Annotated in this window: 12 protein-coding genes and 3 tRNA genes; 6 read left to right on the top strand and 9 right to left on the bottom strand. The window is 53.9% G+C overall.

The window, feature by feature from the left end; all coding sequences use genetic code 11:
* Nucleotides 1-128: 128 nt before the first annotated feature.
* Genes frdD through frdA form a run of 4 tightly spaced genes read right to left on the bottom strand, consistent with a single transcriptional unit; the run spans nt 129 to nt 3,422 of the window.
* Entirely contained in the window at nt 129-488 is a 360-nt protein-coding gene (gene frdD, locus AC07P6_RS27840) for a fumarate reductase subunit FrdD (protein ID WP_182235716.1), read from the bottom strand.
* Nucleotides 489-498: 10 nt separating this feature from the next.
* Nucleotides 499-894 carry a fumarate reductase subunit FrdC gene (gene frdC, locus AC07P6_RS27835; protein WP_112216222.1) on the bottom strand — a complete coding sequence of 132 codons (396 nt, stop codon included), beginning with the start codon at nt 892-894 and terminating at the stop codon, nt 499-501.
* Between the two features lie 10 nt (nt 895-904).
* Nucleotides 905-1,639, bottom strand: coding sequence for a succinate dehydrogenase/fumarate reductase iron-sulfur subunit (locus tag AC07P6_RS27830; protein WP_181483938.1), 735 nt, complete (start codon nt 1,637-1,639; stop codon nt 905-907).
* Nucleotides 1,632-3,422 carry a fumarate reductase (quinol) flavoprotein subunit gene (frdA, locus tag AC07P6_RS27825; RefSeq protein WP_478315155.1) on the bottom strand — a complete coding sequence of 597 codons (1,791 nt, stop codon included), beginning with the start codon at nt 3,420-3,422 and terminating at the stop codon, nt 1,632-1,634. The genes AC07P6_RS27830 and frdA overlap by 8 nt, the downstream gene beginning before the upstream one ends.
* Before the next feature lie 276 nt (nt 3,423-3,698).
* On the opposite strand from frdA, the gene epmA reads away from it, so the two are divergent.
* A complete protein-coding gene (gene epmA / locus AC07P6_RS27820) occupies nt 3,699-4,676 on the top strand; it encodes an elongation factor P--(R)-beta-lysine ligase (RefSeq protein WP_142514463.1) in 978 nt (325 codons plus the stop codon).
* A 151-nt stretch (nt 4,677-4,827) separates the two neighbouring features.
* Nucleotides 4,828-6,330, top strand: coding sequence for a glutamate/gamma-aminobutyrate family transporter YjeM (gene yjeM, locus AC07P6_RS27815; RefSeq protein ID WP_478315154.1), 1,503 nt, complete (start codon nt 4,828-4,830; stop codon nt 6,328-6,330).
* Between the two features lie 36 nt (nt 6,331-6,366).
* Here the strand turns inward: yjeM and mscM are convergent, their stop codons facing one another.
* The 3 genes from mscM to rsgA all read right to left on the bottom strand — a co-directional run bounded on the left by mscM (nt 6,367) and on the right by rsgA (nt 11,830).
* Nucleotides 6,367-9,693, bottom strand: a complete 3,327-nt coding sequence (mscM, locus tag AC07P6_RS27810) for a miniconductance mechanosensitive channel MscM (protein ID WP_182235718.1) — start codon at nt 9,691-9,693, stop codon at nt 6,367-6,369.
* Nucleotides 9,694-9,714: 21 nt separating this feature from the next.
* On the bottom strand, nt 9,715-10,677 hold the full coding sequence (asd, locus tag AC07P6_RS27805; RefSeq protein WP_304255314.1) for an archaetidylserine decarboxylase: 963 nt from the start codon (nt 10,675-10,677) through the stop codon (nt 9,715-9,717).
* 94 nt (nt 10,678-10,771) lie between these two features.
* Complete coding sequence (gene rsgA, locus AC07P6_RS27800) at nt 10,772-11,830, bottom strand: small ribosomal subunit biogenesis GTPase RsgA (protein ID WP_181483932.1); 1,059 nt, start codon at nt 11,828-11,830, stop codon at nt 10,772-10,774.
* A gap of 94 nt (nt 11,831-11,924) precedes the next feature.
* Between rsgA and orn the strand changes: the two genes are divergently transcribed.
* Nucleotides 11,925-12,470: an oligoribonuclease gene (gene orn / locus AC07P6_RS27795; protein WP_478315153.1), complete on the top strand. Its 546-nt coding sequence runs from the start codon at nt 11,925-11,927 to the stop codon at nt 12,468-12,470.
* Between the two features lie 41 nt (nt 12,471-12,511).
* On the opposite strand, the gene AC07P6_RS27790 is transcribed toward orn, so the two are convergent.
* Nucleotides 12,512-13,243 carry a transporter substrate-binding domain-containing protein gene (locus AC07P6_RS27790; RefSeq protein WP_304255318.1) on the bottom strand — a complete coding sequence of 244 codons (732 nt, stop codon included), beginning with the start codon at nt 13,241-13,243 and terminating at the stop codon, nt 12,512-12,514.
* 286 nt (nt 13,244-13,529) lie between these two features.
* Between AC07P6_RS27790 and AC07P6_RS27785 the strand changes: the two genes are divergently transcribed.
* The 3 genes from AC07P6_RS27785 to AC07P6_RS27775 all read left to right on the top strand — a co-directional run bounded on the left by AC07P6_RS27785 (nt 13,530) and on the right by AC07P6_RS27775 (nt 13,805).
* A tRNA-Gly gene (locus AC07P6_RS27785) sits at nt 13,530-13,605 on the top strand.
* 24 nt (nt 13,606-13,629) lie between these two features.
* A tRNA-Gly gene (locus AC07P6_RS27780) sits at nt 13,630-13,705 on the top strand.
* Between the two features lie 24 nt (nt 13,706-13,729).
* A tRNA-Gly gene (locus AC07P6_RS27775) sits at nt 13,730-13,805 on the top strand.
* A 271-nt stretch (nt 13,806-14,076) separates the two neighbouring features.
* Here the strand turns inward: AC07P6_RS27775 and queG are convergent.
* Complete coding sequence (queG, locus tag AC07P6_RS27770; protein WP_478315152.1) at nt 14,077-15,216, bottom strand: tRNA epoxyqueuosine(34) reductase QueG; 1,140 nt, start codon at nt 15,214-15,216, stop codon at nt 14,077-14,079.
* Nucleotides 15,217-15,228: the final 12 nt, after the last annotated feature.

The following is a 15,228-nucleotide window of genomic DNA, read 5'->3' as shown; positions in this document are numbered from 1 at the left end:
CCAGCTTTTAAGCTAAGTGTAGATTTCGGCAGGAAAAGTGCGGAAGAATTTTCTTGAGAAGAGAGCCCGGTAACAAAATGCTACCGGGCTTGCCGGAGTCGAGGTGAACGCGGAGTCGACTCTCGGTTTTAAATGAATATGATACCGACCAGAGTCACGACGGTCAGAATCGCCGCCAGGCCGTAAAATACCCACTTACCGTTGGGAACGTGAATTTTTAAATCATGCATCGCATGATGAATACGGTGGAGTCCGCACCACAGCGGCAGAACAATCATCAAGAAAATGAATGCGCGACCAATAAAGCTGTGGGCAAAGCCCAGTACGCGTTCATAACTGAAGGCGTCACCGGGTGCGAGGCCCAACGGCAGTAAAATACCGACCAGCAGTATCATTACGGGTGCGATAATCGCACTCCACATGCCGCCTGCGCCAAACAGTCCCCAGAATACCGGTTCATCGGAACGTTTTGGATTAGGGTTAATCATGCCAGTCTCCTTACCAGAACAGGGCGATAAACAGAATCACCACGCTGACCACTGCGGTCACCACCCAAAGCCCTTTGATAACCGGCTCTGGCCCCATTTTTTCGCCCTTCAGGATAATATTGGCGGCTTTCGGCGCCAATTCAAACCAGGTTTTGGTATGCAGCAATGCGGCCGCCAGCGTAATCAAATTCAGGATGACTACTATCGGGTTTTGTAGAAAACCAATATAGCCCGCCCAGCTCTCCGCGCCATGCTTCAGCGCGAACAGTCCGTAAATCAGCACAATGCTGAACCAGACCGTGGGTACTGCTGTTCCTTCACGCAGCATATAGAAGCGATAAAACGGCAGCTTTTTCCACCAGGTGGACGGCATTGGCCGCACGTAGGGTTTGCGTTTAGTCGTCATACTGCACTCCTTAGCGTGGTTTCAGGGTGGCGATAAGAAAGTCTTTCGAGCTTTCTACTTTACCCTGCTGTATCGCGGCCGCCGGGTCGACGTGTTTAGGGCAGACTTCGGAGCAGTAGCCCACGAAGGTGCATGTCCAGACGCCATTTTGGCCGTTAAGCTGCGCCATACGTTCCTTTTTACCGTGGTCGCGGCTGTCTTCGTTATAACGATGGGCGAGGGTGATCGCCGCCGGGCCGATAAACTCTGGATTCAGACCAAACTGCGGGCAGGCGGCATAGCACAGACCGCAGTTGATGCAGCCGGAGAACTGGTGATACTTCGCCATTTGCGCCGGGGTTTGCTTGTTGGGCCCCTGGTCAGTTGTGCGCGGGTTACCAATGATGTACGGCTTAATCGCTTCCAGGCTTTCAATAAAGTGGGTCATATCGACTACCAGGTCGCGCTCAACCGGGAAATTGCCCAGCGCCTCAACCTTAATGCCTTTGGTGTATTCACGCAGGAAGGTTTTGCAGGCCAGCTTTGGCACTTTGTTCACCATCATGCCGCAGGAGCCGCAAATCGCCATGCGGCAGGACCAGCGGTAGCTCAGGTCAGGCGCAAGGTTATCTTTGATGTAGCCCAGGGCATCAAGTAGCGAGGTTTGCTCATCGTAGGGAACTTCATAGAAAGCGCTATGGGGTGCAATGTCCACTTCCGGGTTGTAGCGCACCACTTCGACTTTCATATTTTTCATATCAGCCATTCGTCGTCTCCTTCTTCTCGGCTGCTTCCGCTTCAGCACCGTACACACGTTTTGCTGGTGGTAGAGTGGTGATTTTTACGTCACCATACTCCAGGCGCGTGGTGCCATCGGCATCGCGAAAAGCGAGCGTGTGTTTGAGGAAATTGACATCGTCACGCTCGGTGCAGCCTTCATCCAGACGCTGATGCGCGCCGCGGGACTCTTTACGAGCGATGGCTGAGTGCGCCATGCATTCAGCGACGTTCAGGCCATGACCCAACTCAATGGTATAAAGCAGGTCGGTATTGAACACGCTGGAGGTGTCGGTGACGCGTACACGCTTGAAGCGTTCCTGCAGTTCGGCCAGCTTATCGATGGTTTTCTGCATTAGCTCTGGCGTACGGTAGATGCCGCAGCCTTCCTCCATCGACAGACCCATTTCGTCACGGATCTTCGCCCAGTTCTCGTTACCTTCCTGATTCACAAGATCTTTCAGGCGTTTTTCGATATCGACGACCTGCGCGTCCAGCGCCGCGCTATTGGCTTCTCCGGCTTCAGCGGCGCGCTTGATGGCCTGCTCACCTGCCATACGGCCAAAGACCACCAGCTCTGCCAGCGAGTTGGAGCCCAGACGGTTCGCGCCGTGCAGGCCCACAGAAGAACACTCGCCGACGGCGAACAGTCCTTTGATTCGGGTCTCACATTGCTGATCGGTTTCGATACCGCCCATGGTGTAGTGTGCAGTTGGGCGAACTGGAATCGGCTCTTTCACCGGGTCGACGCCGACGTAGGCTTTCGACAGTTCACAAATGAACGGTAATCGTTCAAGCAGCTTTTTCTCACCCAAATGGCGCAGATCAAGATAAACCACATCGCCACGCGAAGTTGGAATGGTGTTGCCTTTACGCCATTCGTGCCAGAAAGCCTGGGAGACTTTGTCGCGTGGGCCAAGTTCCATGTATTTGTTTTTCGGTTCGCCCAACGGCGTTTCCGGCCCCATACCGTAATCCTGGAGATAGCGGTATCCGTCCTTGTTGACCAGAATGCCGCCTTCACCGCGACAGCCTTCGGTCATCAGGATGCCGGAACCCGGCAGGCCGGTCGGGTGATATTGCACGAACTCCATGTCACGCAACGGTACGCCGTGGCTCAGCGCCATACCCATACCATCGCCAGTGACGATACCGCCGTTGGTATTGTAGCGATAAACGCGTCCCGCACCACCGGTCGCCAGCACGACTGCGTTGGCGCGGATCTGCACCAGCGAGCCTTCCATCATATTCATCGCGACCAAACCACGCGCCTGACCATCATCGACCAGAATATCGAGGACGAAATGTTCATCGAAGCGTTGGATTTGCGGGAACTGAAGGGAAGTCTGGAACAAGGTGTGCAGTATATGGAAACCGGTTTTATCAGCAGCGAACCAGGTGCGTTCGATTTTCATGCCGCCGAAGCGTCGGACGTTGACGCTGCCGTCCGGGCGACGGCTCCAGGGGCATCCCCACTGTTCGAGCTGGGTCATTTCCTTCGGGCATTGGTGGACGAAGTAGTCAACGACATCCTGTTCGCACAACCAGTCGCCACCGGCAACGGTGTCGTGAAAATGGTACTCAAAGCTATCATGATCCTGCGCGACGGCAGCGGAACCCCCTTCAGCGGCCACGGTGTGGCTGCGCATAGGATAGACTTTAGAAATTAGAGCGATTTTAGCATTTGGATTAGCTTGCGCGGCGGCAATTGCGGCGCGAAGACCTGCTCCGCCAGCGCCAATTATGGCAAGATCGGCTTGAAAAGTTTGCACGACATTCCTCCAGTTTTTGTTTATTTCGCCGCCGGGCTGGCGAAAATGTATCACTGCTCCTTTATGGTTAAGGAGTATAGCCGTAGGGTCACCAGGGAAAATTGACGTGTTCGATTTTTTTATCGATCTGTGCGGCGGTTTATTCATTTCTTTTATGCGTTGCGGTTAACAACAAATATAACGATATGTAATGGATTCGCGAATTCGCACAAAATTTGTTTCACCTGCCAGTTACGAGTAGACTTCGTGCCCTTGTTTCAAATCGGAGAAAGTACCATGAGCGAAACGGCAACCTGGCAGCCGAGCGCGTCCATTCCAAATCTGTTAAAACGTGCAGCGGTGATGACGGCAATTCGTCGTTTCTTTACCGACCGCGGCGTGTTGGAGGTGGAGACGCCCTGCATGAGTCAGGCGACGGTGACGGATATCCATATGGTCCCGTTTGAAACGCGTTTCGTAGGACCGGGGCATTCTCAGGGACTGAACCTGTATCTGATGACCAGCCCGGAATACCACATGAAGCGCCTGCTGGCGGCCGGCTGCGGCCCAGTGTTTCAGTTATGCCGTAGCTTTCGTAATGAAGAGATGGGGCGTCACCATAACCCTGAATTTACGATGTTGGAGTGGTATCGTCCATGCTATGACATGTACCGGTTGATTAACGAAGTCGACGATCTGTTGCAGCAGGTGCTGGACTGCCAGCCGGCGGAGAGCCTTTCTTATCAACAAGCTTTCCAGCGTCACCTGGAAATCGACCCACTGTCGGCGGATAAAACGCAACTGCGTGAAGTGGCGGCGAAGCTGGATCTGAGCAATATTGCTGATACCGAAGAAGACAGAGACACGCTGCTCCAGTTGCTCTTTGTCATGGGCGTTGAGCCGCATATTGGTAAAGATCGTCCGACCTTTATCTATCACTTCCCGGCAAGCCAGGCCTCGTTGGCGCAAATTAGCACCGAAGATCACCGTGTGGCGGAGCGTTTTGAGGTCTATTACAAGGGCATAGAGCTGGCAAACGGCTTTCACGAACTGACGGACGCGCGCGAACAACAACAGCGTTTTGAGCAGGATAACCGTAAGCGTGCGGCTCGTGGCTTGCCACAGCAGCCGATCGATCGCAACCTGCTGGCTGCCCTGGAGGCAGGACTGCCAGATTGCTCAGGCGTCGCGCTGGGTGTTGACCGCGTAGTGATGTTGGCGCTGGGTGCTGAAAGCATCGGCGACGTTATCTCCTTTACTGTCGACCGCGCCTGATTATCCCCTGCGCTTCCCTTTTCGCCATGAAGAGGGAAGCCGGCATTTAGCCCTTATACCCACAATAATGATTTGGTCTTTTGCTACTATCCGCGCTCAATTTTTTGTGGCCTGGCGTTCCTGCCTGTGACGCCCGCATTTGGATAGATTTATGCACCAGCAAATTAAGAAGATGAGCCTGATCGGGCTGATATTAATGATCTTCACCTCCGTATTCGGTTTCGCAAATAGTCCTTCCGCGTTCTACCTGATGGGCTATAGCGCGATGCCGTTTTACCTTTTCTCCGCATTATTTTTCTTTATTCCTTTCGCGCTGATGATGGCCGAGATGGGGTCGACCTATCGCAAAGAAGAGGGCGGGATTTATTCATGGATGAACCATAGCGTCGGGCCGCGTTTTGCGTTTATCGGCACCTTCATGTGGTTTTCCTCTTATGTGGTCTGGATGGTTAGTACGGCGGCTAAAATCTGGGTGCCGTTTTCCACTTTCTTATTCGGCGCCGATAAAACGCAGTCCTGGACCATTGCCGGACTTACTTCCACGCAAACGGTCGGTATTCTTGCCGCGTGCTGGATGCTGTTGGTGACTTTTGTCGCGGTAAAGGGAATTAATAAAATCGCTAAAATTACCGCCGTCGGCGGGATTGCGGTGATGGGCCTTAATTTGGTGCTGTTGCTGGTGAGTGCGGCTATTTTGCTGCTTAACGGCGGCCATTTTGCCCAACCGCTGGATTTTACGGTGTCGCCAAATCCGGGATATCAATCTGGACTGGCGATGTTGTCGTTCGTGGTTTTTGCCATATTCGCCTACGGCGGTATTGAGGCGGTTGGCGGTCTGGTGGATAAAACCGAGAAGCCGGAAAAGAATTTCGCCAAAGGGATTATTATTGCCGCGATTGTTATTTCTATCGGCTATTCGCTGGCGATTGTGCTGTGGGGCGTAAGCGCCAACTGGCAGCAGGTGCTGAGCAACCGCTCGACTAACCTTGGTAATATCACCTACGTGTTGATGACCAGCCTTGGCGCGACGCTGGGCAATGCGATGCATTTGCCGCCTGCCATCGCTGCGGCGACCGGCTTGTGGTTTGCCAGAATTACCGGCCTGTCGATGTTCCTCGCCTATACCGGCGCTTTCTTTACCCTGAGCTACTCACCGCTGAAAGCGATTATTCAGGGCACGCCAAAAGCGCTTTGGCCCTCATCGATGACGCGGATTAACGCTAACGGGATGCCTGCTAATGCCATGTGGTGGCAGTGCCTGTTGGTGAGCGTGTTTATTCTGCTGGTTTCCTTCGGCGGTGATACTGCATCGGCGTTTTATAACAAACTGACGCTGATGGCGAACGTCTCAATGACCCTGCCGTACCTGTTTTTAACGCTGGCGTTTCCGTTCTTTAAAGCTAAACAGAATCTCGATCGCCCCTTTGTGATTTTCAAAAATCGGCTATCGACGCTGCTGGCGACTGCCGTTGTCGTGCTGGTGGTGGCTTTTGCGAATATCTTTACCGTGATTCAACCGGTGATGGACGCAGGGGACTGGAGCAACGCGCTGTGGATGGTCGGCGGGCCGATTTTCTTTTCGCTGCTGGCGCTGGGAATTTATGAGAATTACCGCCGACGTACGGCGGTATCGTTTGTGGTTTCCGAAGGCTAAAGCGCTGGCCTTGCCCGCTGCCGGGCAAGGCCATTCTTACAGACCGCCAGGCGCACGGCTGGATTTCCCTGCTGATGTCAGCGCTCTGCTGCTCTTTCTGCCATCGATACTTTCCAGACGCATCTGGAACGGTGGGAACGGCATGTCGATACCATGTTCGCGGAAGCCTGCCAGAATCAGCTGGTGCATCTCGTGGCGCAACGGCATGCGGTGGCCCATTTCGGCGGCGAAAATACGCAGCTCGAAAATCTGGATCCCCTGCTGTAGGTCAACAAGGAAGGCTTCCGGTGCTGGGGTGTCGATGACTAACGAGCAGCGGTGCGCAGCGGTCAACAGGATCTGCGCGACCTCTTCAGTATTAGCGTCCACCGGAGCGGGAACGGTTAACACTACGCGCGTGACCGAATCCGACAGCGACCAGTTGATGAACTGTTCGGTAATGAACGCCTTGTTCGGCACAATAATCTCTTTGCGGTCCCAGTCGCTGATAGTGGTGGCGCGGGTATTAATGCGCGTCACGCTCCCTGTGAGATCGCGGATAGTCACCGTATCGCCAATACGTATCGGTTTTTCGAACAGGATAATCAGGCCGGAGATAAAGTTGGCGAAAATCTCTTGTAAGCCAAAACCGAGGCCGACACCGAGGGCGGCGATGAGCCATTGCAGCTTCGACCACTCAATCCCAATCATTGAGAAGCCGACCAGGCCGCCAATCAGCATCAGCAGATACTTGGTAATAGTGGTGATGGCGTAACCGGTGCCCGGCGTCAGTTCCAGGTGCTGAAGAATTGCCAGCTCCAGCAATGCGGGCAGGTTACGCACCAGCTGCGTGGTGATAATCAGCACCAGGATGGCAATAAGCACCGCACCGAGGGTAATCGGCTCCAGGCTCTCAACACCCTGCACCGTAGAGGTGACATCCCACAGAGAGATGTTTTCCAGGAAACCGAATGCGGAGTGGATTTCTGACCACAGCACGATGACCGACACCAGTGCGATCAGCATCAGCAGGGAGCGTACCAGGCGTAAAGACTGGGTACTGATGGCGTCGAGATCGATTTCGCTGACCTCGGCTTCCATTGAGCCTTCCGGGCTGCTGGTGTGCTGCACTTCTTCTTCGCCACGGGCACGTTGGGCGAGGATTTCCGCCCGTCGATGCTTCGCGCGATCGAACGCCAGGCGGCGGCGCTGAATCAGCATCCAGCGGCGGATAATGTGATAAACCACCAACAACAGGAACCAAATGGCGACCGAAGTTTCCAGCCTGGCGAGTAGCGCCTGTGAGGTAGCGAGATAGCCAACCGCAGCCGCCAGCATTGCCACTAGCGGCGCGCCGAGCAGCATATTCCATAGCAGCCGGTTCACCATATTGTCGCCGCTGCCTTCTTTGTCGAGATACAGCGGTATTCCGGCGCGTTTCAGGCTCAGGGTAACCATCGCCAGTGCGCCGCAAATCAGCATAAAGCAGAGGCGGCCGAGAGAGGCGGAAAACTCGCGATCGTTGAGATTATCAAAGGTGATGAGCGCCATAATCAGCGGCACAATCAATCCGATGCTCATCAGGTAGTAGCGCATTGCTTTGCTGACGCGGCTGCGCGGCCAGCCGAAGTGGGCGATAAACAGGCCGTTTGGGCGGGCGAAGGTGGCGCAAATCATCACTACCCACAGCAACGGTACCGTAGCGGTGACGCTATCGCCAATGGCTACCGCCAGCGGGAAAGGCCAGGCCGCCTGCAGGCCGTAGCCCAGCGTCATCCACAATACCGGCAGCGGCGAGGCCACCAGTATCGACCAGAAAACCGTGCGCAGCGTGAGCCAGAAGTGATCCTGTGTAACCTTGCCGACGCGCGCGCTGGAGCGCTCAAGGAAGCTAGTGAAGTGACGGCGTGAGCTGATACTGAACCCGACCAGGATGAGCGCGCCGAACAGCGGCAGTATCGTCTCTTTGCTGGTCAGCATCATCATGCTGGCTTTGCCGAGCTGGCTCATGGTGTCGAGTGAGATCAGGCGGCGTAAATCCTGAACTATCTCCAGCGGCCATGAAAAACCAATCGGGCTAACGTCGGAGGTCCAGAACAGATAGCGATGGGTGGCTTCGTTTATCTCTTTAAGCGCATCCTCTAGCTGACCGTTAGCCACTTTCAGCTTGGTCAGTTCGAGCATGAGCGTATCACCGCCGCGCAGCAATGAGTTAAGCAGCTCAGTTTGCGTACGCATCTGGGCTTGCAGAATGCGGTTTTGCTCGTTGGTTAGCGGTTCACCGTCCACCTGACGAATCTGCTTCAGCTGCGGCTGTTTACCGAGCTGATCTTCATAGCGTAAGCGCTGCACGCGCAGCTGCGCCATTTCCGTATCTAACTGTTGCGGGCGCGGTATTTCCGGCAGGCGTGCGACCTGGGCACGCAAAGCTTCACCGAGCAAATTAGAAGAACCCAGCCATTGAGACTGCTCGCGCAGGGTGTTCAACGCCTGGCGCACCTGCAGTGTTTGATTGGTGGCCTGACGCTGCTGCGAGGCAATCAGATCCATGCGCTGGGCCTGCTGATTCAACGCCTGCGAAAGCTCGCGGTTAACCTTGAATTGGGTCACGATATCCGGCGGCAGGTTTTCACTGTTTTCCGCCAGCAGTTCGGTGCTTTCCAGCGCTTTTTCCGCTTCGCGCTGCCGTTGGTTGTTAAGCTGGTTGCGTAGCGCCTGTAGCCAGGCGTCGAGCTGTTCACTCTGTTTCTGCGCCAGCTCGGAGCGCATGCGCGAAAGCTCCTGGCGGTTATTTGCGGAAAGCTGCGCCAGGTCCAGTTCATCAACCAGCGCTTTCAGACGTGCAGATTCCGCTTGTAGTCCGAGATTCTGCGCTTGCGCCAGCGGCGTATTGCTGTTTTGCGCACCAACCCGACGTTCAACATCGTTTAACTGACGGCGGGCGTCGGTCTGCTGCTGCGGCAACTGGTTGAGCGAGTCGGCGATATCTCTGGCGCGATCCTGCTCCTGCTGCGCCTTACGACTGGCTTCCAGTAGCTGACTGCTGACCTGGAGAATCTCCTGGTTCAGGGCATCAGAGGAGAGGGTGGTTGAAACCTCGCGCGGCTCATCGCTCAGATTATTGAGCTGCGCGCGCAGGTTTTGCGACAGCTTGGGGAAGTTATCGATAACGTCCTGGTACTGACGAGCGCGCTCAAGGGAGGCATTACGTTCCTCAAGCGCGTTCAGGGCAGATTGCAGAACCTCAACGGTTTCAGGCTGGGCGGGTTTTGCCGCCTTCGCCTGCTCCAGTTCCTGCGCTATCTGTTTTGCATCCGGGGCGGTTGCTGCGTACGCCCCAAAACTGAGGCTCAAGGCCAACAGGAAAGTGTATATCAGGCGCACGGCGTAACCTTTTTTCAGGAATTAACCTTCGTCTTGTTTATCGCTAACCAGCGGGCTGGCTGCGTGTTCGGCGCGGACTTCTTCTTCCGACGGCGGTGCAGGCTCAACGGGAGTGACGGCTTCAGGCGCGATCGCCAGCGGTTGGCCAATTTTGGTCACCGACAGGCTTTGCAATTGCTCAACCAGCTTCACCTGGCCTGGGGCAAACAGGTTAATCACCGTGGAGCCAAGCTTGAAGCGACCCATCTCCTGGCCTTTAAGCAGTGCGACAGATCCTTCGTTGTCACCGGCAGGCCAGGTCCAGCGTTTGATGATACCTTCGCGGGGTGGAGTCACGGTCCCGGACCAGACGGTTTCGATACTGCCGACGATAGTGGCACCCACCAGAATTTGCGCCATTGGCCCAAACTCAGTGTCAAACAGACAGATGACGCGCTCGTTGCGGGCAAAAAGATTTGGCACGTTTTGCGCGGTCAGATGGTTTACTGAGAACAGATCGCCTGGCACATAGATCATCTCGCGCAGAATACCGTTACACGGCATGTGAACGCGGTGGTAATCGCGCGGTGAAAGATAAGTGGTGACAAAGCTCCCGTTACGGAACAGGGCAGCCATCTGATAGTTACCGGCCAACAGAGCTTCAAGGCTGTAGTTGTGGCCTTTGGCCTGCAGAATTTTATCTTCTTCAATGGCGCCCAACTGGCTGATTACGCCATCAGCAGGCATCACCAGCACGCTCGGGTCGGTGTTTAATGGGCGCACGTCATCGCGCAGCGGGCGAACGAAGAAGTCGTTAAAGGTGCGGTAGCTAGCGGTATCCGACTTTTGCGCCTCTTTCATATCGACCTTGTAGTATTTCACGAACAGATCGATGACCAGTTTTGTCAGCCAACCTGCTCGCTTGCGTGCACCCCAGCCTGCGAGGCGGGTGAGCCACAGTTTAGGCAGAATGTATTGCAGCGAAAGTTTAAGATCGTTTAACAAGGTAGCCTCCAGGCCATTATTTGTCGTTCCTGACCACCCGCATTAGCGAGGGTCTGAAAAAAGGGGGCGATTCTAACGATGCTCAGCTTAAATGTCAGTCATCGGTTGATGAAAAGCTTTTACGCGTTTTTACTTGTACCTGCGCCATGCTTTCCAGAATGCGGTGATAGTTTTCAAACCGGCTCTCTGCAATTGCGCCATTCTCTACCGCTTCGCGAATTGCGCAGCCTGGGTCGGTATCGTGTTTGCAGTCGCGATATTTGCAGCGGCCTAAATAGTCATGGAATTCGACAAAGCCGTGAGTAATTTGTTCCGCGTCGAGATGCCACAGGCCGAACTCGCGTACGCCTGGGGAATCAATCACATCGCCGCCGTGCGGGAAGTGATAAAGGCGCGCGGCAGTGGTGGTGTGCTGGCCCAGCCCTGAGTTGTCAGAGACGTCATTGGTGAGGATTTCTTCCTGCAGGCCCAGGAGAGCATTCAGTAAACTGGATTTACCCACCCCGGACTGCCCGGCAAAGATGCTGATTCGGTCAGTGAGCGCTTCTTCAAGCGGCTTCAGACCATCCTGAGTACGGCTGGAGACCATCAGTACGCGGTAACCTATCTTGCGGTAAACATCCATTTGCTCGTTGACAAAGGCCATGGCGTCTTCATCCAGCAGATCGGTCTTATTGAGCACAATCAGCGGCTCAACGTTCAGCGTTTCGCAGGCGACGAGATAACGGTCGATAATATTCGGTGATAGCTCAGGCAAAATTGCTGAAACAATGACTATCTGATCGATATTGGCGGCGATGGGTTTCACACCGTCGTAGAAATCCGGGCGCGTCAGCACTGAGGTTCGTTCATGCACCGCTTCAACGATACCTTTAACGTTAACCCCTGCAGCTGCGCTTTTGCCTGGACGCCAGACGACGCGATCGCCAGTGACCAGCGAACGGATGGTGCGACGAATATTGCAGCGATGGACGCTACCGTCGGCGGATTCGACATCGGCATGCATACCAAAGCGGCTAATGACGATACCTTCGGATTTCTCGCCGAACAAATTGTCATCAAAATCGGCCTTCTCCGAAGTCGTTTTCAGGCGGCGCTGGTGGTTGGCCTTCACGCGGCGCTCTTGGCCTTTGGAGAGTTTATTTTTACTCAATCGAACTGGCTCCTGGTCGCCCTGTGTGGGCAAAACCTCTATGATACACGCTATTTTAGATCAATATAGTTACGTAAGAAGGGTGGAAAATAACATGAGTGCAGATGAAAACAACCTGATTTGGATCGATCTTGAAATGACGGGACTGGATCCGGAGCGCGATCGCATCATTGAAATCGCCACCCTGGTGACCGACGCGAACCTGAACATCCTGGCGGAAGGGCCGACGATCGCAGTGCATCAGTCTGATGCGCAGCTGGCGCTGATGGATGAGTGGAACGTACGCACCCATACCGGTAGCGGGCTGGTGGAGCGCGTGAAAGCGAGCACTGAGGGCGATCGTGAAGCGGAGCTGGCGACTATCGAATTCCTCAAACAGTGGGTGCCTGCGGGTAAATCACCGATTTGCGGTAACAGCATCGGCCAGGATCGTCGCTTTTTATTTAAATATATGCCGGAACTGGAATCTTACTTCCACTATCGTTATCTGGACGTCAGCACGCTAAAAGAGCTGGCGCGTCGCTGGAAACCGGAAATTCTTGACGGCTTTAAGAAGCAAGGGACCCATCAGGCGATGGACGATATCCGTGAGTCGGTGGCGGAACTGGCTTACTACCGCGAGCACTTCATTCAGCTCTGATATCTGTGCCGGGGCCAGAAACGCCCCGGCAATACTTTCTGCTATTTAAACCACTTCTGCTCCATTTCCAGGAATTCTGGCGACGCTTTGACGACGTCCAGTGCGGCATTGAGGTTATTCAGCAGCTCCGGGTCATCTTTGCGCACTGCAATGGCGAACTGCTTGCCGTAGTAGGCGGGATCCGTTGCGCGTTCATCCATGATGCCGTAATCAGGGTTATCCTGCTGCCATTTAGTCAGCGTTTCCTGGTCGCCGATTACTCCGCTAATAGCGCCTTCTTTCAGCGCGTTTAAGGCGCTTTCGTCGCTTTCATACGCAATGGCGTGCACCGCTTTTTGCTTATCCCGCAGATAGTGCTGGTGAATTGTACCTTTCACGACGCCGAGCTTTTTATCTTTTAGATCGGCAAAGGTGTGGGCCGCATCTTTGGCTGTCACCACGACGCCAGAGAGCTCTTGTCGATAGGGATGAGTAAAAGCGACCTGTTTTTCTCGCATCGGAATCACTTCGACGCCAGCGATAACGGCGTCGAACTTTTTAAATCGCAACGCCGGGATGAGCGTATCGAAGCTTTGGGGGGTAAATTTACATTCGACTTGCATCTGCTTGCAGAGCGCATTGGCCAGGTCGATATCAAAACCCGCAGGCTGATTTTTACTGTTGACGGTTTCATACGGCGCATTGGCCGTGGTTGTCCCAAAATGTAGCGTTGTTGCCGATGCTGTTCCTGCGGCAAGCGTAGTCAGCAGCAGGACGGTAAGCGCTTTTTTCATTTTATTTCCCTGGTTGTCATCGTTGTTGACCGTCAGCGGGCGATGTCTGCCCATAAACGTGAACGATTTTGCGCCTTTAGCCGGGCTGGAAAAAGCTATTTTGCCGCATGTGATGGTTATTTAGGCAATTTAAGAGTATGTCTGGTGATAAAGTGGTCACTTGAATCAAAAACAAAAAAAATTGCTCTCAGGGGGGTTGCAGGTAAATCGAATTCTCGTATAATGCGCCTCCCGTGACGAAGCAGAAATGCAAATCACGACGCTATAGAAATATGGCCAGAAGTATGCGGGAATAGCTCAGTTGGTAGAGCACGACCTTGCCAAGGTCGGGGTCGCGAGTTCGAGTCTCGTTTCCCGCTCCAAAAATTTGAAAAGTACCATCCTAAGCGGGAATAGCTCAGTTGGTAGAGCACGACCTTGCCAAGGTCGGGGTCGCGAGTTCGAGTCTCGTTTCCCGCTCCAAAATTTGAAAGTCACCACACCCAAGCGGGAATAGCTCAGTTGGTAGAGCACGACCTTGCCAAGGTCGGGGTCGCGAGTTCGAGTCTCGTTTCCCGCTCCAAAATTTCTTCCGATACTCATTTTATCCACAGCGCAAAATCGCGCCGGGGATGATTTTCGTTGTACCCAGGAAAATACTGTGAACAGAGTTATCCACAGGTTAATCTTTTGCCATTAGTCGGAAAAATACTTCGCTATATAAATAGTATCTTCTTATTTTGTTGAAATATAAGAATAAAATTTCATTTCAAAGTGTTAATTCGATCACTTGACGAACGACTGCACGTTGAAACGCAATGTGTTTTTATTTTTATTCACACCCTGTGAATGAATCAGGCATCTCGTGGTAACCCTTTCTCAACTACCCTGACCAGCCGTAGTTTCTTCGGCAACTGCACCTCAACCACGTTGCTATTTCGCTTCTCAATTTGCTGCGCAATCGCCCATTCAATGTGCTCATCGAGAAGTGGGTGCTCACCTCGGCGGCTTTCCAGAGCCTTCAGAGTGGCTTCATTCCAGGGGGCATTGCCTAATGCGACGGCGATATTACGCAGCCAGCGCAGATGACCAATACGCCGAATGGCCGATCCTTCCGTCACTTTCAAAAAATAGGGTTCACTCCAGGTGAATAGTTCCAGTAACGCCGGGGCATGCAACGCTTTACGCGGGCTGAAGTCTTCTTCATCGGTTAGCTGTGCGAAGCGATTCCACGGACAAATTAGCTGGCAGTCATCGCAGCCGTAGATGCGGTTTCCAATAAGTGGACGAAACTCTTCCGGGATTGCGCCTTCCAGTTCTATGGTCAGGTAGGAGATACAGCGGCGGGCATCCACGGTATAAGGCTCAACGATCGCACCGGTTGGGCAGATAGTCATACAGGCGACGCAGCGACCGCACTCTTCTTCGACGGGTCGATCGACAGGTAAAGGGAGGTCGACGAGCAGTTCGCCAAGGAAAAAGAACGAGCCGGCGTCGCGACTGAGGATAAGTGAGTGCTTACCTGTCCAGCCAAGTCCGGCTTTTTCAGCTAAAGGACGTTCAAGAATCGGCGCGGAATCGACAAACGGTCTAAAATTGAGCGAAGCACAGTGTTCCTGAATCATCTCACCGAGTTTTTTCAGGCGGTTACGTAACAGCTTATGATAATCCCGCCCGAGGGCATAACGGCTAACGTAACCCAGGGAGGGATCTTTCAGGGTGCGGGCGAAAGCGGCGTTAGCAGGCAGATAGTTCATCCGTACGCTAATCACGCGTAACGTACCGGGCTGGAGTTCATGAGGACGCGCGCGCATCATGCCATGGCGCGCCATCCATTCCATTTCGCCATGGTATTGTTTATCCAGCCAGGCCTGCAGTTTAGGTTCGCTGGCGCTGAGATCGGTATCGGTGATGCCAACCTGCTGGAACCCTAATTCTTTGCCCCATTGTTTGATTTGTTGCGCTAACTGATTGAGATCGAGGGGCTGTGACATGATGGACCATCT

It is taken from the genome of Klebsiella sp. GFKo11, assembly GCF_056490265.1.
Note: the sequence above shows the minus strand (reverse complement) of the source record. Positions and strands in the feature narration are given on the sequence as shown.